The organism is Desulfatitalea tepidiphila (assembly GCF_001293685.1).
GTDB classification, from domain to species: domain Bacteria; phylum Desulfobacterota; class Desulfobacteria; order Desulfobacterales; family Desulfosarcinaceae; genus Desulfatitalea; species Desulfatitalea tepidiphila.
This window is the reverse complement of the sequence record NZ_BCAG01000001.1, coordinates 600,378-622,094: the sequence shown is the minus strand read 5'-3', so window position 1 is coordinate 622,094 and position 21,717 is coordinate 600,378. Positions and strand designations below refer to the sequence as shown.

Below are 21,717 nucleotides of genomic sequence, written 5' to 3'. Positions count from 1 at the left end.
GTGGCCCTGGCCACCTGCCCCACACACGCCTGCCATCTCCGTTATCAAGGAAATTTTTATCAAACACCTTCTAAATATCCGACCCATCAGTCGGATAATGAATTGACTGCATCCCATAAATACCGCATCTATTTGTTTTTTAGTCCAATTTAAATATTGACAACCCTTTTGAATCGGGTTAGTTTTCCCGACTCTGGATTCGGAGAAGACCAAAGGAGAGAAAAAAACCGATGGATGTCACCACCATCCGAAGAAGCACCCGCGCCAGGGAGATCGCCCTGGCCGCCCTGCAGCTGTTTGCCAGAAAAGGCTATGCCGCCGCCAGCATCGAGGAGATCTCCACCGAAGCCGGCATCGGCAAGAGCACCGTTTACGAATACTATCGGAACAAAAAGGAACTCTTCCTGGCAGCCGTCACGGAAGGGGCGGAGCAATGGTTTTCGGATCTAGACGCCATCGGCCGGGAAACCGACGACCCGATCGAACGGTTACAACGCATCGCGGCATTGTACATACAGGGTCACGGGCCGGAGCAAACCGACCTGAAGTCCAAACTGTTTTATGAAGTGGTTTCCCAAGCTTTGCTGGAAAACGGCGCTTTTTTCGATCGACCCCATCTGATTCTGAGTTTATACCAGCGCCAGATCCGAACCATCGTCAACGTCCTGCTCGAAGGCGTCTCCAGCGGCCGGCTGCGGCCTGAAATCGCCTCTTATTCCGAAAGAATCGCCATCAATTTCATGGCCTGGCTGGATGGACTGGTCATCCACAACAGGGTGGCAGGCGACCAGATCGATCTGCGCGCCCAAATAGACCTCGTATTGACACAGGCCGCTCCATTGATGGGCAAAAATTGACTCAATCCAACAATTTTCCCCGCTCGGCGGGGCCACGGAGCCTTAACACCGATCATGGATTCCATCGATAACCACCCGCCCGGACCTCCCCGGCCGACCTGGCGGCATCGTCTCATCAAAGCACTCCCGACCCTGGTGGTGGCGCTTCTGGTCGGCATCATCGCCATGCTCGGCGGCAAGATCCGCTCTGAAGGCGAGATCATTGACGAGAAAAAGCGTTCGGAGCTGCACCAGGAGCGTGCAATCACCAATGTCGTAACCTTGGAAGTGCTGCCCCGTCTGCTTCAGGAGAAGCTGACCTTGCCCGGTCACGTCAACCCCTGGATCTCTTTGACCGTCGTGGCCGAGGTGAAAGGCAAAATCGTCGACAAGGCGATCGCGGAAGGCGACCGGGTGAAAAAGGGGGATCTCCTGGCCGTCATCGATAGGCGCGATTACGTCAACGCGTATGAATCCGCCAAGGCGGCCCACGAGTTGGCCGTGGTCACCGAAACCCGATTGCGGCGATTGTTCAACGAACGGGTGGCCACCCAGGCTCAGCTCGATGACATCGTGGCCAACGTCCGTACCAGCAAGGCCGCCATGGACAATGCGGCACTGGCATTGGAGCGCTGCACCATCCGTGCCCCCATGAACGGCGTGGTCGACCGGGTCCATGTGGAATCCGGTCAGTTCATGGATGTGGGCAACCCGGTGGCCCAGATCCTGGACATCGACCGGGTCAAGGTCGAGGTGGGCATCCCCGAGTCGGATGTGGATGCCGTCCGCCGCCTGGAGCGTTTTACGGTCATCGTCGAGGCATTGGGGGGTAAGCGATTCGAGGGCACCCGCCACTACCTGCAGAAGACGTCGGACGACTTCGCGCGCCTCTACAATCTGGAGATCGCCGTGTCCAATCCGGACGCCGAAATTCTGCCGGACATGTTCACCCGGGTGGTGGTCGTCAAGCGCGAGGTGCCCGATGGCCTGGCCGTACCGCTCTACTCCCTGATCCAACGCAACGGAACGGACGCGCTCTTCCTGTTCAAAGACGGGGCGGCCCGGCTGCAACCGGTCACTACGGGAATCCAGGATGGTTGGCATGTCCAGATCACCAGCGGCATCGCCGCCGGCGACCAGGTGGTGGTAGTCGGCCAGCGCAGCATCGAGGAGGGCGACCCGCTGCAGGTCACCCGCACGGTGCATGCCATGGAGGAGCTGATCCCATGATCGTATCGGATGCCGCCGTCAAAAACCGGATCAGTGTGGTGGTGTTCACCCTGATCATCGTCATCCTGGGCACGAGCAGCTACCTCTCCCTGCCCCGGGAGAGTTCGCCGGACATCACCATCCCGCACGTCTTCGTGCAGACCGACTACCGCGGCGTGTCGGCGGCCGACATCGAAACCGGCATCACCATCAAGATCGAAAAGAAGCTCAAGGGGCTGGACCGCGTCAAGAAGGTCAAATCGGTCAGCGCCGAAGGACTCTCCCAGATCGACATCGAGTTCATACCGGGCACGGACATCGACGACGTGCTGCCCAGGGTCAAGGACAAGGTGGACGAGGCCATGATCGACCTGCCCACGGACCTGGAGAGCGATCCGTCGGTCTTCGAAGTGAACTTCTCGGAGCTGCCCATCATCGTCTTCTCCCTCTCGGGGACCTGCGGCCCGCGCTGTCTGAAGAAGATCGCCGACGATCTCAAGGACGACATCGAAGCGATCCCCGGCGTCTTGGAAGCCGAGGTGTCCGGGGGCCAGGAGCGGGAGATCCGCATCGAGGTGGACACCGACAAACTCGCCTACTACCGCATTCCCATCACCGCCTTCCAGCAGGTGGTGCCCAGCGAAAACCAGAACACCTCGGGCGGCGCCATCACCCTGGGCCAGGGGCGCTACCAACTGCGCGTACCGGGCGAATTCGAGAACCCGGACGAAATCCTGGGGCTCATCGTGGCCACTCACCAGGGTCGGCCGGTCTACCTCAAGGATGTGGCCACGGTATTGGACGGCGCCAAGGATGAAACCAGCCGCTCGCGCCTCGACGGCGTGGATGCGGTCAATATCGCGGTCAAGAAGCGGGTGGGCGAGAACATCATCGCCATCACCGATCAGATCGACGAGACCATCGAACGCGTCCGGCAGGGCTGGCCGGCCGACACGCGCATCACCAAGCTGATGGACCGGGCCGAGGAGATCCGCGCCATGGTGGCCGACCTGGAGAACAACATCATCTCGGGCCTGCTGCTGGTGGTGGTGGTGCTGCTCTTCGCCCTGGGACTGCGCAACGCCGTGCTGGTCTGCCTGGCGATTCCCTTCTCCATGCTGCTGTCGTTCATCATTTTAAGCGCCCTGGGCATCACCCTCAACATGGTGGTGCTCTTTTCCCTGACCCTGGCCCTGGGCATGCTGGTCGACAACGCCATCGTCGTGGTGGAGAACATCTACCGCTTCATGGAACAAGGGGTGCCGCGCATCCAGGCCGCCATGCGGGCCACCAGCGAAGTGGCCTGGCCGGTCATCGGGGCCACCATGACCACCCTGGCGGCCTTTTTCCCCATGATCTTCTGGCCCGGACTGATGGGCGAGTTCATGAAATTTTTGCCCATCACCCTGATCGTGACCCTCTTTTCCAGCCTGTTCGTGGCCCTGGTGATCAATCCGGCCCTGGCGGCCTTTTTCATGCAGCTGAAAAATGGGCGGACGATGGAAGACAAAGTGCGTGCCACCGTATCCCCGGAAGCCGACGGCGAATCTCCGGTGGTCATCGACGGGCCGATTCTCTCCGCCTACTCCCGGCTGCTGCGCGGCGCCCTGGCCCACAAGCCGGCCGTATTGGGCATCTCCTTCGCCCTGCTGGTGGTCCTGATCCAGGTCTGGATGCTGGCCATCGGTCTGGAGCGGCCGGTGGAATTCTTCCCGGCCATCGACCCCAAGAGCGTCTATATCAATGTCGATCCTCCCGAAGGGGCCGACTTGGATTACGTGGACCGCATTCTCAAGGAGACCGAAATGGCCCTGTTGGGGGCCGGCGGCGGCGGCACGACGGTGACGCCCGAACGCTACGCCGCGGCCTACCGGCCCCAGGAGCACGTCAAGGCCACCGGCGAACGCTACGCCGCACCGGGCGACTTGAACAACATCGAGCATGTCTATACCAAGGCGGTCCAGGGGGGCAGCGGATTCTCCTTTGACAGCAACCTTCCCAACCACATCGGCGTTCAATTCGTGGACTTCCAGGAGCGCCGGACACCCACGGCCGCCGACGTGGAAGCGCTTCGCCGCAGGGTGGCCGGCATCGCCGGCGCCCGCCTGACCGTCGACGAACAGGAGGAGGGGCCGCCCACGGGCGCGCCCATCAACATCGAAATCTCCGGCGACAGCTTCGCCCAGTTGGGGGCCATCGCCGAACAGGTGCGCGACATCGTGGCCAAGCTGCCCCATGTCTACGATGTGCGCGACGACTATGTGGCCGGACTGCCCTCGGTCCTCGTGCGCATCGACCGCCAGCGGGCCGCCATCATGGGCCTGACCACCGGCACCATCGGCGCCGCCCTCAAGACCGCATACAACGGCCTGGACATCACGACTTACTATGAAGGCGACGAAGATTACGACGTCACCGTCGCCCTCAACGATGCCGACCGCCGGGTCACCGACATCCTGCACAAGCTGATGATCCCCACGCCCTCGGGCCAGATCGTGCCCCTGACCACCCTGGCCCGCATCGAATACGGCGGCAGCCTGGGCGACATCGTGCGCATCAACCACGAACGCGTGGTCACCGTCAAAGCCAATGTGGACGAATCCCGCATTCCCGGGGCCGTAGCACGCGCCCAGGCCGAGGAGATGCTCGCACAATTCTCCCTGCCGCCCGGCTACCGGTTGAAGTTTACCGGCGAAAACGAATTCCAGCAGGAGTCCGAGGCGTTTCTCTCGCGGGCCTTCACGATCGCCCTCTTCCTCATCTTCCTGATCCTGGTGACCCTGTTCAACTCGGTGGCGCAACCGTTGATCATCCTGACCTCGGTCCTGCTCTCCCTGGGCGGCGCCTTTCTCGGCCTCTACCTGATCAAGTCGCCCTTCGGCATCATCATGTCCGGGGTGGGCATCATCTCCCTGGCCGGGGTGGTGGTCAACAACGCCATCGTCCTGATCGACTACACCAACAAGCTGCGCGCCCGCGGCATGGCCCTCGACGAGGCCGTCGTGGCGGCCGGCGCCACCCGCCTGCGACCGGTGGCCCTGACCGCCATCACCACCATCCTGGGTCTGATCCCCATGGTCACCGGCGTGAGTTACGACTTCCATGCCATGGCCATCTCCTGGACGAGCGAATCGACCCAGTGGTGGCGCACCATGTCCATCGTGGTGATCTTCGGCCTCCTGATTTCCACCCTGCTCACCCTGGTGGTGGTCCCCTCCCTGTATGCCCTCATCGAAACCACGCAGGCCCGGCTCAGCCGGTGGCACACCCGGTTCAAACGGTGGTACGGGGCTCCCTACGTCGAGCAGCGCTGATCGTTCACAACACAGAATCGATATTATCAACTTCAGCGGATGCTGTGGGCGGGCGTAAAGCCCGCCCCTACGAGATCGGGTGAATCATCCAGGCGGGAAACCTCTACGGGGCTTGAAGGGTCTTACAGACCGTTGCCATAACCCGGCGGCGTAAGGGCAGGGTCTATCCCCGCCCGGATGGAAACTTGAACACCTCAGGAAAACCACATTTAGGATAAAATAAAACCCGACCCACGACGGCCAGCAATTCTACCTGGCTGTGATTCACCTTGAAGGGCATGCATTACGGGAGGCGTTTGATAATAAAGACTCGCATGGCAACGGAGATGGCAGGCGTGGGTGGGGCAGGCGGCCAGGGCCACATACGCCTGCGGTCCTAGTGCCGGTTAAATGCAAACGGCGGACAAGCGGCCCAGACTGTTTGAGCGCAGCGAGTTTCTGGGCTGCCCGCCGTGCATTTTACCGGCACTTGACCGCTTGGCGTGTGGCATCGGCCACCTGTTCCACCCACGCCGGGTTCAATGAACAGCATTCAGTTAGAATCCCTGGACGACGTCAGGGAGGCTTGCCGTTCATATGGGCCCATGCTACGTTGAACAGGCAACGGTCGAAAAGGCCGACCGGGTCCGACGGCAGCGGCGGCGCCCCGATAGAAACGGATAGCGAATACAGGATCGTAACGCGATGACAGATATGAGGAATAGCAACTGGCAGAAACGGGTGGTGGCGCCGGATGTCGCCCTGGGACGCATCGAACCGGGTATGAACCTGTTTCTCGGCACCGGCACGGGCGAACCGCGCACCCTGGTCAAGCACCTGATGGCCTCAAAAGCCTACAACCTGCAGGACCTGACCCTGATCCAACTGGTCAGCTTCGGCGACGCCATCTCCCTGGAGGCCCTGCAGTCGCAAAAGTACCGCCTGCGCACCTTCTTTTCCGGTTGGGTGGCTTCCGAAGCCATCACCGCCGGACATGTAGACCTGATCCCATCCCGCTTCTCCACCATTCCCCGACTGATCCGTTCCGGCCAGATCCCCATCGATGTGGCCTTCATACAGATCACGCCGCCCAACGAGGAAGGCTACTGCAGCCTCGGCTTGGGGGTCGATGTGGCCCGCTGGGCCATGGAGCAGGCCGAGCTGGTGGTCGGTGAAATCAACGACCAGGTACCGTTTACATATGGCGACACCTTCATCCCCATCGGGGAGTTCGATCTGCTGGTGCAATCCACCGAGCCGCCGATCTATTTCGACCGCTGGCCCCAGGAGGAGATCTTCGACCGGGTGGCGGCCAGCGTGGCATCGGTCATCGAAGACGGGACTTGCCTGGCCTGGAGCATCGGCCCGCTTTTCGAAGCCCTGCCCAAACACCTGGCCGATCGACGGGACCTGGGCATCCATACCCCTTCGTTCACCGATTCGCTGATGGAGTTGGTGAAAAGCGGGGCGGTCAGCAACCGTCGCAAGGGAGCGTTCCGGGGCCGATCCCTGGCCGGATTCGCCCTGGGCAGCACCCAGCTGATGCGCTGGCTGGATCGCAACCCCCTGGTGGAATTCCAAAGCGTGGACCGGGTGTTCAACCCGGCCGATATCGGCCGCAACGACCGCTTCGTGCTGATCATACCAGGCCGGCGGGTGGACCTGGCCGGACGGGCGGCCATGATCGTGGGCAAGGGCGGCGTGACCGCCGGGCCCGGCCAGATGGCGGATTTCTTCAACGGCGCGGAGATCTCCAGGGGCGGTTACACCATCGTGGCCCTGCCGAGCCGCAACCGCAAGGGAAAGCCCAATGTCCGTCTTTCGGTGGAAGACCTGCCCAACCTGATCAATCAACCCGAATCCATGGACATCATCGCCACGGAGTACGGCACGGCCCACTTGCGCGGCCGCACCTTGCGCGAACGGGCCCAGGCCATGATCGAAATCGCTCACCCCGAAGACCGGCCGGCCCTGGTCGAAGAGGCCAAAAAGGCCCGCATCCTCTACCAGGACCAGATCTTCCTGGCGGACAGCGCGCATCTGTATCCCCAGGACGTGGCCACCCGGCACACCTTTAAGAACGGGGTCAATGTCCGTTTCCGGGCCATCAAACCCTCGGACGAAGAGCAGATGCGGCGGCTGTTCTACCGTTTTTCCGACGAGGCCATCTACTACCGCTACTTCGCGCCGCTCAAAACCATGCCGCACACCGAGATGCAGGATTATGTCAACGTGGATTACCGCGACACGCTCTCCATCGTCGGCCTGGTGGGCGAACCAGGCCAGGAGAAGCTGATCTGCGAGGGACGCTATGTCAAGCACGACCGCCGACCCTATGGCGATGTGGCCTTTGTCGTAGATGAAACGTACCAGGGCCTGGGCATCGCCACCTTTCTCTACCGCATGCTGGCCCAGCATGCCATGCAGAACGGGCTGCAGGGCTTGACCGCCGACGTGCTGGCTTCCAACAAGTCCATGCTCAAGGTGTTTGAAAAAGGGGATGTGCAGATGCAGGCCCGATTGCTCGACGGGGTCTATGCCCTCACCATGACCTTCAAACATACGACCAAGAACAATGATTAAATCCGGTACGATAGGGAAACAGTCGATCCATACCAGGAGGCCCCATGGACTTAGGTTTGAAAGGAAAATCCGTTCTGATCACCGGCGGCTCCAAGGGCATCGGCCGGGCGACGGCCGAAACACTCTCCGCCGAAGGCTGCAACCTGCATCTGGCCGCGAGGGATGAAACGCAGTTGCGCGAGACCCAGAAGAAGATCGAATCGAAACATCGCGTGTCCGTGACCCTCCATCCCGTGGACCTGAGCATCGGGGACCACGCTCGCAAGCTGGCGGCCGCGTGCAAGGATATCGACATACTGGTCAACAACGCCGGCGCCATCCCCCGGGGCAATCTCTGGCAAATCGACGAAGCGCAATGGCGAGAGGCCTGGGACCTGAAGGTGTTCGGCTACATCAATCTGACCCGGGCGGTCTACGACCGGATGCGCGCCCGCGGCAAGGGCGTCATCGTCAATGTGATCGGTGCGGCCGGCCAGCGGCCCCTGCCCGACTATATCGCCGGCGGCACCGGAAACGCGGCCCTCATGGCCTTCACCACTGCGATGGGGGGGAAAAGCCTGCGCGACGGCATCCGGGTGGTGGCCATCAATCCGGGCCTGATCAAGACCCAACGGCTGGAGGCGCTGTTGCGCAGCGTGGCCCAGGCCAAGTTCAAAGATGCCGACCGCTGGCAGGACCTGATGCCCAGCGACCCACCGCCCGGCGATCCCGAGGATGTCGCCCGCCTGGTGGCCTTCCTCGCCTCGGACTGCGCCAAGTTCATCACCGGCACGGTGGTGACCATCGATGGCGGCTATTCGGCGACATAGAAAGAAATCTTCATCACCCAACTGAACCGAAGGGAGGACGCAGGATGAACCTTGCAGAGCTGCCCCAAAAGGAAATCGAGCGCTTTGGAGAACACGTCGCGGTCATCTTCAACGACCGGGAATACACCAACGTCCAGATGCGCCAAATGGCCCGCAAGCTCGCAAATGCATTGAAAAAAATAGGCATCGGCAAAGGCGACCGGGTCATCATCCAGATGCCCAACTGCCCGGAGGTCTACCTGAGCTTCCAGGCCGTCTATATCGTGGGGGCCGTCATCGTCCCGATCAACTTTATGGTCGGCGATGCGGAAACCGCCTATATCTATAAGGACACCGGCGCCAAAGCGGTCATCAGCAGCAAGGTCTTCCTGCCAAAAATCGAGGCGTGCCGCAAGACGGCGCCCGAGGTGCGACACGTCATCCTGACCGAGCGCGACGCGCCGGCCGGCACCCTCTCGTTCCATGACCTGATCGAACAAAACAGCGATACCATCGAAATGGAACCCACCGTCGACGACGATCTGGCCGCCCTGATCTACACGGCCGGCACCACGGGCATGCCCAAGGGCGTCATGCACACCCACCACAGTCTCTACATCAATGCCGTGATGCAGAACGGCACCGTGGGGCTGCCGTCGGGCCTGACCAGCATCAACGTGCTGCCCCTGTGCCACTCCTACGGCATCGCCAGTCTGAATTACGGCCACATCGTGGGCGGCGGGAAAACGGTCGTCCTGCCAGCCATCGACATCGATGCCATCTTCGCCGCCATCGAAAAGTACGAGGCCGACATCATGGCGGCCGTGCCCACCCTGTACGTCTACATGCTCATGCACCCCAATCCGAAAAAATACGATTTGAGCTCCATGAAGTACTGGATTTCGGGCTCAGCGCCGCTGACCCTGGACACCTGGCAGCGTTTCAAGGAGACCTTCGGGGCCGAAATCACCGAGGGCTGGGGGCTGACCGAGGCCGGCGCCAACAATTCCGCCAACCCCTTCAACGGCGTCAAAAAGGTCGGCTCCATCGGCCTGCCCATGAAGGGCACCCGGATGAAGGTGGTCGACGACCAGGGCAATGACCTGCCGCCCGGTCAACAGGGCGAGATCCTCATCGCCGGGCCCCAGATCATGAAGGGCTACTGGAACAAGCCCGAGGAGACCGCGAAAGTAATCAAGGACGGCTGGCTCTATACCGGCGACGTGGGATACCAGGACGAGGACGGCTATTTCTTCATCACCGAACGCAAAAAGGACTTGATCATCAAGGGCGGCGAAAACATCGCGCCCCGGGAGATCGAAGAGGTGCTCTACAGCCACCCCAGCGTGAACGAAGCGGCCGTGGTGGGCATGCCCGACGAGGTCTACGGAGAAAATATCAAGGCCTTCGTGGTCCTGGCTCCCGGCAAAAGCGCCACCGCCGGGGAGATCATCGACTATTGCCAAGGCAAACTCAAGCGCTTCAAATCCCCCAAGGAGGTGGTTTTCCTCCAGGCCCTGCCCAAAAGCCTGGTGGGCAAGATCCTGCGCAAGGAGCTGAGGAAAATGATCGACAGAACGCCTTAACTTTGACGCCACCGTAAAAAGCCCAATATCTGCGTTGTGCTCATCCCGTCGTCCTTGCGGCGTACGACAAGTACGCCTCAGGACACGGAATTTCGCACGCCTTGATCTTGAACTTTTTACGGCGCCGTCCGGCAGCGACTTTTTACATAGGCATCAACTTTCATACTTTCATACTTTTTACTTTAAACTTTAAACTTCTTAACCATCATGATATCCACCCCCTCCATGAAAAAATTGAAAATCGCACTGATCGCCCCGCCCTATCCCCTCGAAGAGGCGCCGTCACCTCCCCTGGGACTCTGCTATGTGGCCGCCGCCTGCGAAGCGGCCGGTGCCGAGGTGAGAATCTTCGATTATATCGTCAGCAAGTACACCCCTGAAAAATTGAGGGCGGCACTGGACGCATTCCGGCCCGATGTGGTGGGCGCCACCTCTGTTACCATGAACTTTCCCCAGGCCATCGGTATCATTCAGGACGCCAAGGCCCACTTGCCGCAGGCCATCACCATGATGGGCGGTCCGCACGTCAGCTTCGACGTGGAAAACACCCTGCGGCGCTATCCGCAGCTCGACCTGATCGTCATCGGCGAGGCCGAGCAGACCCTGCACGATCTGATCCCAGCGATCCAATCCCCCACTGCGTGGCCGACCATCGAGGGCATCGCCTTTCGTCAGGACGACGAGGTGCTGCGAACCCCGGCCCGCCCCCTGATCGCCGACCTGGATGCCCTGCCGCTGCCTGCCCGGCATCTGCTGCCCATGTCCCGCTACGAGGCCCTGGGATTTCCGGTGAGCATCATTAGCAGCCGGGGTTGCCCCAACGCCTGCATCTTCTGCCTGGGCCGGCGCATGGTGGGCCACAAACCCCGCTTCAGAGATCCCGCCCGGGTGGTGGACGAAATCGAAGGGTTGCTGGCCGAAGGAATGACCATCATCAATGTGGCCGACGACCTGTTCACCGCCAACCGGAAACGGGTGCATGCCCTTTGCGCGGAGATCCGGCGGCGCAACCTCGACTTCATCTGGAGCGTCTTCGCCCGGGTCAACACGGTGGATCCGGAGCTGCTCCAGGATATGCGATCGGCCGGTTGCTACAGCATCAGCTTCGGCATCGAGTCGGGCAATGCCGAGATGCTCAAGCGGGTCAAAAAGGGCATTACCCTGGCCCAGGCCCGCCAGGCCGTGGCGTGGAGCAAGGCGGCCGGCCTGCGTACCCACGCCTCGTTCATGGTGGGACTGCCCGGCGAGACCCTGGCCACGCTGGAAGAGACCCGTCGGTTCGCCGAAACCCTGGGCATCGAATACGGCTTTCATTTCCTCTCCCCCTTTCCCGGCACCACGATCCGGGATAACGTCGAGCAATACGATCTGGAGATCCTCACCGACGAATGGCGCCTGTACGACGCCAACCAGGCCATCGTGCGCACCGCCGCCCTGACGCCCGAGCAGATGGACGCCTTCGTGGCCGACGCCTACCGCAAGCAGATCGAGCAACGAGACACGGTGGAGGCCCGCTACCGCCAAGGCACCTGTTCGGACGAGGAATTTTTCACCTTCGAGGGCTTCTACCGGATGAAGCTGGCCTACGCCATCCTGTCCGAAGACATTATCAGTGAAAGCGACACCTTGCCCGTGGACACGACCGATCCCACGGCCCCCCTGGCGGCCCATGTGACCCGCACCACCGGCATGGACGCAGCCCTGGTGGCCCGGACCATTAAAAATTACTACGAGCGCGGCTTCTTGAAATACCAGCAGGCACCGGAAGGCCTGCACTGGTTCTGGACCCACAACCGCCATTGCCCAACCCTTTCCGCGCCCGCCCTGCCATAGGCGGTCTGACGCGGCGATTCCAACCGAACGCGATTCATTAAACCCGGCCCGGGTGGGACAGGTGGCCGATGCCACACGCCAAGCGGTCAAGTGCCGGTAACATGCACGGCGGGCGGCCCAGAAACTCGCTGCGCTCAAACAGTCTGGGCCGCTTGTCCGCCGTTTGCATTCAACCGGCTCTATTGACCGCAGGCGTACGTGGCCCTGGCCACCTGACCCACCCGGGCCTGCCATGCCTGTTACCATGCGAATTGTTTTATTAAACAACACCTTGGAAACATACCCGCAATTGTGAATCACATTCATTTAGAATTGCCGGGTATGAAGGACCGGGTGGATTCGCCCCCCATTTTACCCCACATAATTCATCGTTAAGTGCGCTCTGTGCATGACGATACTACCCTAAAATGATTTCACCGGCGGCTGCAGGACTCCGCATAATGGTTTTTTGCCCATGGAAATCAAAAAGCTTTTGATCGTTTGGCATCATTTTTTGGATCTTAAAGGGGATCAACTTATCCAGGAGGAAAGCGTTCAATGAAAATCAATCTCAAAACCATTTCATCGAAGCTGATCATCGGCGGTCTCATTTTAGTGCTGGTACCCGTCTTTGTGGTCGGCTTCATCGCCTTTCAAAAAGCCGGCAACGCGCTGCAAAAGCAATCCATGGAGCAGGCCCAGGGCATTGCCTCGGACCTGGCGCGAATGACCACGAATATCCTGGAGAGCGAAATGAGCAAAGCGGCATCCATGGCCTCTCAGCAAAGAATCCGGGAAATGGCCGAAGCGGTGGCGTCCAATGGCATTGCAGGTTCCCAGCACCGTATCGAGGATGTGTTCAACGCTCTGGCCCGACAATTCTCGGAAATGGGGAACACCTACCAGGGGATCTTCATCGCCGACGCCAAGGGCCAAGTGTATAACGGCATTCTCGACAACGGGAACCGCTATCAGGATATCGACATCTCCACCCAGGACTTCTTTGTGGAAACCAAGTCGGCCGGCAAGACCATCATCGGCAAAATGGTGGTCTCCAAGGCCACGGGCAAACCGGTGCTGACCATCTGCGCTCCCATCCAGGGCGACCGCAGGCAGTTCCTCGGTCTGTTGGGCATCGCGGTCAAGGCGGAATATCTGACGGACCTGATCGCCAACCGTAAGATCGGTCAAACCGGATATGGTTACATGATCAATGAGGCCGGCATGATTCTGGCCCATCCCAAGGCCGAAAACATCCTCAAGCTGGATGTCACCACGATTGGGGAAATGAAGAGCATCAACGACAGGATGCTCGCCGGCCAGACCGGTGTGGAATCGTATCGTTTTAAAGGGATCGACAAGATCGCAGGCTTTGCGCCGGTCGCCATCGCCGGCTGGTCCATCTGCGCCACCCAGGACGAAAGCGAGTTTCTGGCCGCTTCCAACGCCATTCGTAATGCGACCCTGCTCATTGCCATCGTCACGAGTATGGTCGTCGCGGTCGTCATTCTGCTGGGCGCCCGGACCATCACCGCGCCCATCATCAAGGCCGTGGGAATCTCCGATCAGTTGAGCAAAGGGGATCTCACGGTGAAGATCGACATCGACAGCAAGGACGAAACCGGCCAACTGCTCACCGCCATGAAGAATATGGTGGAAAAACTGCGTAATATCGTGGCCGACGTGCAGTCCGCGGCCGACAACGTGGCCTCGGGCAGCCAGGAGCTGAGCTCGAGCAGCGAAGAGATGAGCCAGGGGGCCACCGAGCAGGCCGCATCGGCCGAAGAAGCCTCTTCCTCAATGGAGCAAATGGCGGCCAACATCAAGCAGAATGCCGACAACGCCACCCAGACCGAAAAGATCGCGCTCAAGGCGGCCGAAGATGCCGAAAACGGCGGCCAGGCCGTGTCCCGCACCGTGGCGGCCATGAAGGAGATCGCCCAGAAGATCTCGATCATCGAAGAGATCGCGCGGCAGACCGACCTGCTGGCCCTCAACGCGGCCATCGAGGCGGCGCGGGCCGGCGAGCACGGCAAGGGGTTCGCCGTGGTGGCCTCGGAGGTACGTAAACTGGCCGAACGCAGCCAGACCGCGGCCGGCGAGATCAGCAGCCTGTCGAGTTCCAGCGTGGAGGTGGCCGAAAAGGCCGGTGAAATGCTGGGCCGCATCGTGCCGGACATTCAAAAGACGGCCGAACTGGTCCAGGAGATCAGCGCGGCCAGCAACGAGCAGAACAGCGGCGCCGATCAGGTCAACAAGGCCATCCAGCAGCTCGACCAGGTGATCCAGCAAAACGCTTCGGCCTCCGAGGAGATGGCTTCGACCGCAGAGGAGCTTTCCAGCCAGGCCGAACGGCTGCAGGATGCCGTGGCGTTTTTCAAGATCGACACCCAGGGAGTATCATCGGCCAAGCGGACCAAGGCCCCCAGTGCGCCGCGCAAGACCCCCAAGGCGGATATCGCCCACCACTTTCATCCCGCAGCCGCCAAACCCGCTGCCGGCAACGGCAACGGCCACGCCCGGGCAGCCTTTCATCCGGTCTCCGCGGACGGTGGCATCGACCTGGAGATGGGCGGCGGTGACGATCGCGACGCCGAGTTCGAGCGCTACTAAACGCGAAAGGAGGACACGATGACGGAACATACGGACAACCTATCGCTGCACCAGTATCTGACCTTTCGCCTGGGCGAAGAGATGTTTGCCCTGGATGTCTCCCAGGTGCGCGAAATCCTGGATGTCACCACCATCACCAAGGTTCCCCGCTCGCCGGCCTTCATGCGCGGCGTCATCAATGTGCGCGGCAGCGTGGTACCGGTGGTGGACCTGAGTCTCAAATTCGGCATGAAAAAGATCGAACGTACCTTGGACACCCGTATCGTGGTGATGGAGATCTCGCTTGAGGGTGAAATCACCGTCATCGGCGCATTGGCCGACGCGGTGCATAACGTGATGGAGATGGAGGCCAGCCAGATCGAGGCGGCCCCCAAGATCGGCGCCAAATGGAACACCGAATTTATCAGGGGCATCGGCAAACATGATGATGAGTTCATCATCATCCTGGACGTGGACCGCATCTTCTCCGTGGACGAGCTGTCCATGGTTCAACCCCACGGCACCGATGCCCAGCAGGCCGCATAACCATCAAAAGGGAGGGGCCACCCCCCTCCCTGAACCTTTATCGGCACCAATGGATCATGACCTATGGCCAACGTGCTCATCGTCGAAGACAGTCAGCCGGCTGCCAACGCCCAGGCCCACTCGCTCTGGGCATCGGGACACACGGTAGAATTTGCCTGCAACGGCAAGACGGCCCTTGAACAGTTTCAGGCGCAACACTTCGATGTGATCCTGCTCGACTACGATCTGCCGGACACCACCGGCCTGGCGCTTTACCACCGCCTGCGTCAGATCGACAAAGAGGTTTCGGTGGTGATGATCACCGGTCGCGGAGACGAACGGTTGGCCGCCCAGATCCTGAAAGAGGGGGCCAAGGACTATCTGACCAAATCCAGCGGCCTGCTGGAGGTCCTTCCCGAAGTGGTGCAGCGGGTGGTCAACGATCGGGAAATCCAAAAACAGCTGGCCGAACAGGAAGAAGCGCTCAAGCGGGCCCACGAGGAGCTGGAGCATAAGGTGGCCCGGCGTACGGCAGAACTCAAACAGGCCAACCAGCGGCTGGAGCAGGAAATCGACTACCGGCGCCGCGTGGAAAAGGTGCTGCTGCAAACGAACCGGGACATGCTGTTCATTCTGGACAGTGTGAACGACGGCTTCGTCTCTCTCGACGGTGCCGGACGCATCAGCTACATCAACCGCGCGGCCCGGGAGTGGTTGGCACCAGAGTGCCCCGACCCGATCAACAGCGCCTTCCACGACGCCTTTCCCTGGGCGGAGGGAACGGGGTTGGAAGAAAAAGCGGCCCAAACGGCAACGCTCGGGAAGAGGTGCGCCTTCGACATCAGGGTGGACAGCGAACGATTGACAGGCATCGTGGAATGTCGCATCTATCCAAGGCCCCAGGGCGTCACGGTGCAATTGCAGATCGCCGGTCAACGCAAAAATCAGCACATCCGGCTTGGAAACGACCGATGATGTTTGACTCAACATCTCGACCGACCGGCGAACCGCAGGAGGAGAAAACCGTGGCACTGATGGGATGGACCGCATTGACGTCCGCCTTGCGATTTCTGACGCGATCGTCGCTGATGCGGCGTGGGATCGAACGGATCCGTCGGATGGTCCCGCAACTCACGGCAGGTCCAGACCGGCCCGTCCCATCACCGCTCGAAGCAGCGTGCGAGGCGACTCCCCGTCTTCTTGAAAAGAGAGAAGAAGACCATGCGCCGCCGGCGCCTTGGTCCGACACCCAATCCTTGATGGATGCGCTTCAACGCAGCGGCAAAAGGCTCACCGGACTGTGCGGCCAAACCGAAAATGATTTTCTCGACCTGGGCGGCCGGCTGCAGACCATCCAGGCCGAGGCACGGCAGCTGGCCCAAACCATCGTGGCGATGCTGGGCGAGGAGCAGAATGCTTCGATCCGGGGTGCTCTCAGAGCCATCGAGAACCATGCCGCCGGGGCCATCGATGAGGTCAAGACCCGCCGGCTGCAGCTGGCCGCCGATCTGGACGGATTGCAGCGGATTCATGCCGATTTGGCCGCGCTGCATCTTCAGAACCAGCAGTTCAAGGTAGTGGCCAAAAACCTCAAAATGGTCGGTCTGGCCATCAGCATCGAAAGCGCCCGCAGTCAGGCGGCGACCGAGGCATTTCAAGCCCTGGCCGAAGAGATCGCGCAACTGTCGCGCACGGTTTACAGCGCGGTGGGCCATATCGGTGAGGACACTCAAACCGCCCAACGGGTCCTTGATACCGTGCACGCCGATATCGGCGCGCGCATGGCCCACCTGGAAACCCTCATGGCCGATGCCCAGACATCGGTCCGCAGAGCTCTGGATCAGGTGGCCTGTTTCATGAACCTGACCATGGACGCCCTGGACCGTATCAGCGAACAATCCCGGCAGATCGACCAGCAGGTGGGCCGCCTGGTCGTCGGTGTTCAGATTCACGACAACATCTCCCAACGCGCGGCGCACATCCATGAGGCACTGGACGAGGCCGAACAGATCCTGAACGGAACGCCCGGCGTTTCGCTGCCGCAGACCTCCATGCAGGCCATGCTTGGCCGCGTCTACGGCATCGTTCGTCTGCAGATGGCCCAGGTACAAACCATCTGCGAGGATGTGGCGGCGGTGCGGGAAGAGAGCCGGTCGGCACTGGGTGCCTTGCAAACGGCGGTAGGGGCTGTCACCCGCGCCGAAGCCCTGGACACCCTGGAGATCGATGCGGCCTACCCGGTCGCAGGCAGCCGTGCCCGCCATCCGGTGACGGTGCTGACCCAGGAACTGGAGCGGCTCACCGGCCTCTTCGACGAAGGCATGGCGCAGATCCGCCGTCTGGGCGAGGCCCGCAAAGAGACCGGCCGGACCGTGGCCCGTATGAACACCCATATCGACCAGGTGCGCGACATCAATTTCGACATCCGCCTCAAGGCCCTCAATGCGGTCATCCGCTCCTCCCGCCTGGGAGACGCAGGACGCGCCATCGCCGCCATCGTCAACGAAATGAAAGTGCTGGCCGAGCAGTCCAATACCACCGTCGGTGAGGTCACCGATATCATGGCGCGCATCGCCGAAGCCTCCAAATCCATGGACAGCGCCGGGGACGATCGGGGAGGGGCCGACGGCGCCGGTGCGCTGTTGCGCCGGGGCATCGAAGGCTTTTCCATCGCCTGCGCCACCTTCAAAACCGAGTCCCGGCAGGTCTTGGCAATGGGGCAGCGATTGGAGCGGCGCATCGCAGAGGGTCAGACGCATCTCGGGTTTTTCGACACCCTGGCCGATGGCGGCCGGACGCAACTGTCGCGCCTTGCGGAGGTTCAACACAGGCTGCAGCCTTTTGCCGAAGCCGCTCCGGACGACTGGCAGGCCGAAGAGCGGCGCATCATGGCCCGTTACACCATGGATCGTGAACGCGAAGCCCACCTGGGTCATCCCGACCCGGAGCGTGACCCTGCGCCGGAAGGGTTGGATCGATCCCCCGGGACCGACGCTGCGGCCGCGGAACCCGAGATGTTTGATGACAACGTGGAATTGTTTTGACGAGAAGGGAAATGCCATGCCCATAGAAAGCCAAACCCTTGACCATGGCCGCACGGTGTCTGTCCGCGGCGCCCTGAGCATCTGGGAAGCCGCCGACACGTGGCGCACCCTGTTGCCCCTGCTGTCGTCGCCAGATCCACTGACCGTCGACTTGAGCGAGGTGGAGAGCTGCGACGGGGCCGGCCTCCAGATCATTTGCCAGATCGCGCGCGCCGCCGGCTCACCGGATGCGGCAATCACCCTCGGCCCGCCATCGCCCGCGGTCACGGCGGCCCTGGTGCGAGCCGGCCTTGTTTTGGAACTTTTTGCAAACTCAGCCCAAGAGACATAGCCCATGGATACCCAACGCGAAGCGTATAAGATCGAAGCCTACGAACTGCTGGCCGAATTGGAGACCTCGCTGCTCGAGCTGGAGCAATCCCCCGACGACACGGCCCTGGTGGACCGCGTCTTTCGCGCCATGCACACCATCAAAGGATCGGGCGCCATGTTCGGCTTTGACGAGATCGCCGCCTTCACCCACGACGTGGAAACCGTGTTCGACCGGGTACGCGACGGCCGCATCCCGGTCACCACCCATCTCGTCAACCTGGCCCTGCTGGCAAGGGACCACATCAAGGGTTTGCTGGACGGCGGCGCTGAAGCCGAGGCCGACGACTCCGACAAAGGCGCCGGTATCCTGGCCGGCTTTCGCGCCCTGTTGAACCCGGACGACGCATCGGTGCCCGGCGACACCGAGCCCCTTTCCAACCCGGCGCCATCCGCACCGGCATCGCCGACACCGGTCCCTGAGCAGATGTTTCGCATCCAGTTCACCCCTTATGCCGACCTGTTCCGCAACGGTACGAATCCGTTGGCCCTGATAGATGAGCTGGCCGGCCTGGGCTCCTGCCGCGTCATCGGGTACACAGACCGAGTGCCCGAACCGGCTCTTTTCGACCCGGAAAGCTGTTATCTGCATTGGGAGATCCTGTTGACCACAGAGCGGGGGATCGACGCGATAAAGGATGTCTTCATCTTCGCCGAAGACGCATGCGACTTGGCGATCGAACCGATCGACGAGCCGGAGAGCGAATCCGGGCCATCTCCGCGCCTGGGTGAAATCCTGGTGGCTCGGGGCGATGTGGCCCCCGAGGCAGTGGAAACCGCCCTGCATCGCCAGAAACGGCTTGGAGAACTCCTGGTGGAATCCCAGACGGTCAGCCCAGAACAGGTGGGCGCCGCCTTGGCGGAACAGGCCTTTGTCCAGGAAACCCGTCAACGGCGAGAACAGCAATCATCGTCCGGCAGCGTGCGGGTCGCCGCCGAAAAACTCGACGCCCTGGTCAACCTGGTGGGCGAGTTGGTGACCGTCCAGGCCCGGCTGAGCCAGAAAGCGACGGCCGACCGCGACCCCGAGCTGCTGGCCATCACCGAGGTGGTCGAACGGCTGACCGCAGAACTGCGCGACCATGTGTTGAGCGTGCGCATGCTGCCCATCGAGACGGCGTTTGCCAAGCTGCGCCGCCTGGTGCGCGATCTTTCCGGCGAGCTGGGCAAACGCATCCAGCTGCACACCGAAGGGGGGGAGACCGAGCTGGACAAGACGGTCATCGAGCAGCTAAACGACCCGCTGGTGCATCTCCTGCGCAACAGCATCGACCATGGCATCGAAACCCCTGAAAAGCGCGGCGCGGCCGGCAAGCCCGAACAGGGCGCCATCCGCATCCATGCCGAGCACTCCGGGGCCAATGTGCTGATCCACATCCATGACGACGGGGCGGGCATCGATCCCCAGCAGATCCGGCGCAAGGCGATCGAAAAGGGGCTTCTTTCCCCGGAAGCCGAGAAGAGCGATAAGGAACTGCTGCAGATGATCTTCCTGCCCGGCTTTTCCACCGCCGGCGCCGTGACCAGCGTTTCCGGTCGAGGCGTGGGCATGGACGTGGTCAAGCGCAGCCTCGAGGCGCTGCGCGGCAGCATCGATATCACCAGCCGCAAGGGCCGGGGCACCACCATCACCCTCAAGCTGCCCCTGACCCTGGCCATCATCGACGGCCTGCTGGTGGAACTGGGCGATGAAAAATTCGTCCTGCCCCTGGCGGCCATCGAGTCTTGCGTGGAGCTGACCCGCAAGCATGTGGCCGACGCCCATGGCCGCAACATTCTCAACATCCGCGGCCAGATCGTGCCGTACATTCCATTGCGCGAACGTTTCGGCATCGAAGGAGCGCCGCCGGCCATCGAGCAGGTGGTGATCAACCAGCTCGATGGCCAGCAGGTGGGCATCGTGGTGGATCGGGTGATCGGTGAACACCAGATCGTCATCAAGACCATGAACACGCTCTACAAGGATGTGCAGGAGATCTCGGGTGCCACCATCCTGGGCGACGGCAGCGTGGCGTTGATCCTCGATGTGCAGAAGCTGCTGCACGAGTTGGACGACGAAGCCGTGGCGGCTTAACGGACCGATCGTCATGCCCCTGCCCCATCATGCCGATCGGCCGCAGCACTACCTGAAGCCGGGCGAAATTTACTGCACGGAACGGCCGGTGGTGGTGACCACGGTTCTGGGCTCTTGCGTGTCGGTGACCTTTTACCATCGCGCCTCCGGCCTGGCGGCCATATGCCATGTGTTGCAGCCCCAATGCCCGCGGTCGACGGGGTGCACGACGGGTTGCGAGGCCATGGGCCGTTACGCAACTTGTGCCATCGACGCCATGGGACGCTGGATGGCCGACTGCGGCGTGCGCCCGGGGCAGGTCGAGGTGAAGCTTTTCGGCGGGGCGGCCATGATGGGACGAGGGAACCGGCGGATCCAGCCGCCGAGCGTCGGCCGGCTCAATGTGCAGGCCGCCCTGTCGTCGCTCCAGCGTCTGGCCTTCAGGCTCAAGGTCGCGGATGTGGGCGGCGCCACGGGCCGCAAAATCCTGTTCGATACCGCCAGCGGCGAAGTGTGGCTGAAACGACTCATACCCGCGATGGTGGCCGACACAATAGAGGCGTGAAAGGAATCGACGATGAAAACCCTGATCGCGGATGATGAATTTGCTTCACGAACCATCGCCCAACGGCTGCTCGGCCGTCTCGGACCATGTGACGCGGTGACAAACGGCGCTGATGCGGTGCAGGCCTTCGAGCGCGCATGGCAGCAGAACCGGCCCTACAACCTCATCTGTCTGGACATCTTGATGCCCGACATGGATGGTCAGGAAGCCCTGGTTCGCATCCGCGAAATAGAAAAAGCAAAAGAGATTCGCGACCCGCTGAAGGTCAAGGTGATCATGGTCACGGCCCTGGACCATCCCCAATCGGTGATGACGGCGATTTACCGAGGCGGCGCCACCGCATATCTGGTCAAACCCATCCGGGAGCGCCAGTTGATGTCCGAGCTGTTCCAACTGGGTTTGGTGGCGCAAACGGAAGTCACGCCGTCCGGTACGCCATGTTTGCGGACGATCACAGGATAA

Annotated in this window: 15 protein-coding genes; all 15 read left to right on the top strand. The window is 61.5% G+C overall.

Annotated features, from left to right (window positions below):
* Positions 1-230: 230 nt before the first annotated feature.
* The gene (locus DFT_RS02715; protein ID WP_054029691.1) at positions 231-857 is read left to right on the top strand and encodes a TetR/AcrR family transcriptional regulator; all 627 of its coding nucleotides are present in this window, start codon (positions 231-233) and stop codon (positions 855-857) included.
* A 54-nt stretch (positions 858-911) separates the two neighbouring features.
* A complete protein-coding gene (locus DFT_RS02710; protein ID WP_054029690.1) occupies positions 912-2,066 on the top strand; it encodes an efflux RND transporter periplasmic adaptor subunit in 1,155 nt (384 codons plus the stop codon).
* On the top strand, positions 2,063-5,359 hold the full coding sequence (locus DFT_RS02705) for an efflux RND transporter permease subunit (protein ID WP_054029689.1): 3,297 nt from the start codon (positions 2,063-2,065) through the stop codon (positions 5,357-5,359). The genes DFT_RS02710 and DFT_RS02705 overlap by 4 nt, the downstream gene beginning before the upstream one ends.
* A gap of 684 nt (positions 5,360-6,043) precedes the next feature.
* Positions 6,044-7,921 (top strand): GNAT family N-acetyltransferase, encoded by a 1,878-nt coding sequence (locus DFT_RS02700; RefSeq protein WP_054029688.1) that lies wholly within the window; start codon positions 6,044-6,046, stop codon positions 7,919-7,921.
* A gap of 44 nt (positions 7,922-7,965) precedes the next feature.
* On the top strand, positions 7,966-8,730 hold the full coding sequence (locus DFT_RS02695; RefSeq protein WP_054029687.1) for a short-chain dehydrogenase/reductase: 765 nt from the start codon (positions 7,966-7,968) through the stop codon (positions 8,728-8,730).
* 44 nt (positions 8,731-8,774) lie between these two features.
* A complete protein-coding gene (locus tag DFT_RS02690) occupies positions 8,775-10,295 on the top strand; it encodes a class I adenylate-forming enzyme family protein (protein ID WP_054029686.1) in 1,521 nt (506 codons plus the stop codon).
* A 225-nt stretch (positions 10,296-10,520) separates the two neighbouring features.
* A complete protein-coding gene (locus DFT_RS02685) occupies positions 10,521-12,128 on the top strand; it encodes a B12-binding domain-containing radical SAM protein (RefSeq protein WP_054029685.1) in 1,608 nt (535 codons plus the stop codon).
* A 537-nt stretch (positions 12,129-12,665) separates the two neighbouring features.
* Positions 12,666-14,720 (top strand): methyl-accepting chemotaxis protein, encoded by a 2,055-nt coding sequence (locus DFT_RS26675; RefSeq protein ID WP_054029684.1) that lies wholly within the window; start codon positions 12,666-12,668, stop codon positions 14,718-14,720.
* Between the two features lie 18 nt (positions 14,721-14,738).
* Positions 14,739-15,245 carry a chemotaxis protein CheW gene (locus DFT_RS02675; protein ID WP_054029683.1) on the top strand — a complete coding sequence of 169 codons (507 nt, stop codon included), beginning with the start codon at positions 14,739-14,741 and terminating at the stop codon, positions 15,243-15,245.
* Positions 15,246-15,308: 63 nt separating this feature from the next.
* Positions 15,309-16,199, top strand: coding sequence for a response regulator (locus DFT_RS02670; RefSeq protein ID WP_054029682.1), 891 nt, complete (start codon positions 15,309-15,311; stop codon positions 16,197-16,199).
* A gap of 50 nt (positions 16,200-16,249) precedes the next feature.
* The gene (locus DFT_RS26090) at positions 16,250-18,268 is read left to right on the top strand and encodes a methyl-accepting chemotaxis protein (protein ID WP_161807063.1); all 2,019 of its coding nucleotides are present in this window, start codon (positions 16,250-16,252) and stop codon (positions 18,266-18,268) included.
* Positions 18,269-18,284: 16 nt separating this feature from the next.
* Positions 18,285-18,599, top strand: a complete 315-nt coding sequence (locus DFT_RS26085) for an STAS domain-containing protein (RefSeq protein ID WP_054029680.1) — start codon at positions 18,285-18,287, stop codon at positions 18,597-18,599.
* A 3-nt stretch (positions 18,600-18,602) separates the two neighbouring features.
* On the top strand, positions 18,603-20,711 hold the full coding sequence (locus tag DFT_RS02655) for a chemotaxis protein CheA (protein WP_054029679.1): 2,109 nt from the start codon (positions 18,603-18,605) through the stop codon (positions 20,709-20,711).
* A 13-nt stretch (positions 20,712-20,724) separates the two neighbouring features.
* On the top strand, positions 20,725-21,255 hold the full coding sequence (locus DFT_RS02650; protein WP_054029678.1) for a chemotaxis protein CheD: 531 nt from the start codon (positions 20,725-20,727) through the stop codon (positions 21,253-21,255).
* Positions 21,256-21,267: 12 nt separating this feature from the next.
* Positions 21,268-21,717, top strand: a complete 450-nt coding sequence (locus tag DFT_RS02645) for a response regulator (protein WP_054029677.1) — start codon at positions 21,268-21,270, stop codon at positions 21,715-21,717.

Bases quoted from the DNA above. Each gene is read 5' to 3' on its own strand.
- DFT_RS02685 (WP_054029685.1), top strand. From the start codon at position 10,521: ATGAAAAAATTGAAAATCGCACTGATCGCCCCGCCCTATCCCCTCGAA.
- DFT_RS02695 (WP_054029687.1), top strand. From the start codon at position 7,966: ATGGACTTAGGTTTGAAAGGAAAATCCGTTCTGATCACCGGCGGCTCC.
- DFT_RS02700 (WP_054029688.1), top strand. From the start codon at position 6,044: ATGACAGATATGAGGAATAGCAACTGGCAGAAACGGGTGGTGGCGCCG.
- DFT_RS02715 (WP_054029691.1), top strand. From the start codon at position 231: ATGGATGTCACCACCATCCGAAGAAGCACCCGCGCCAGGGAGATCGCC.
- DFT_RS02650 (WP_054029678.1), top strand. From the start codon at position 20,725: ATGCCCCTGCCCCATCATGCCGATCGGCCGCAGCACTACCTGAAGCCG.
- DFT_RS02675 (WP_054029683.1), top strand. From the start codon at position 14,739: ATGACGGAACATACGGACAACCTATCGCTGCACCAGTATCTGACCTTT.
- DFT_RS26085 (WP_054029680.1), top strand. From the start codon at position 18,285: ATGCCCATAGAAAGCCAAACCCTTGACCATGGCCGCACGGTGTCTGTC.
- DFT_RS02645 (WP_054029677.1), top strand. From the start codon at position 21,268: ATGAAAACCCTGATCGCGGATGATGAATTTGCTTCACGAACCATCGCC.
- DFT_RS02670 (WP_054029682.1), top strand. From the start codon at position 15,309: ATGGCCAACGTGCTCATCGTCGAAGACAGTCAGCCGGCTGCCAACGCC.
- DFT_RS02705 (WP_054029689.1), top strand. From the start codon at position 2,063: ATGATCGTATCGGATGCCGCCGTCAAAAACCGGATCAGTGTGGTGGTG.
- DFT_RS02655 (WP_054029679.1), top strand. From the start codon at position 18,603: ATGGATACCCAACGCGAAGCGTATAAGATCGAAGCCTACGAACTGCTG.
- DFT_RS02710 (WP_054029690.1), top strand. From the start codon at position 912: ATGGATTCCATCGATAACCACCCGCCCGGACCTCCCCGGCCGACCTGG.
- DFT_RS02690 (WP_054029686.1), top strand. From the start codon at position 8,775: ATGAACCTTGCAGAGCTGCCCCAAAAGGAAATCGAGCGCTTTGGAGAA.
- DFT_RS26675 (WP_054029684.1), top strand. From the start codon at position 12,666: ATGAAAATCAATCTCAAAACCATTTCATCGAAGCTGATCATCGGCGGT.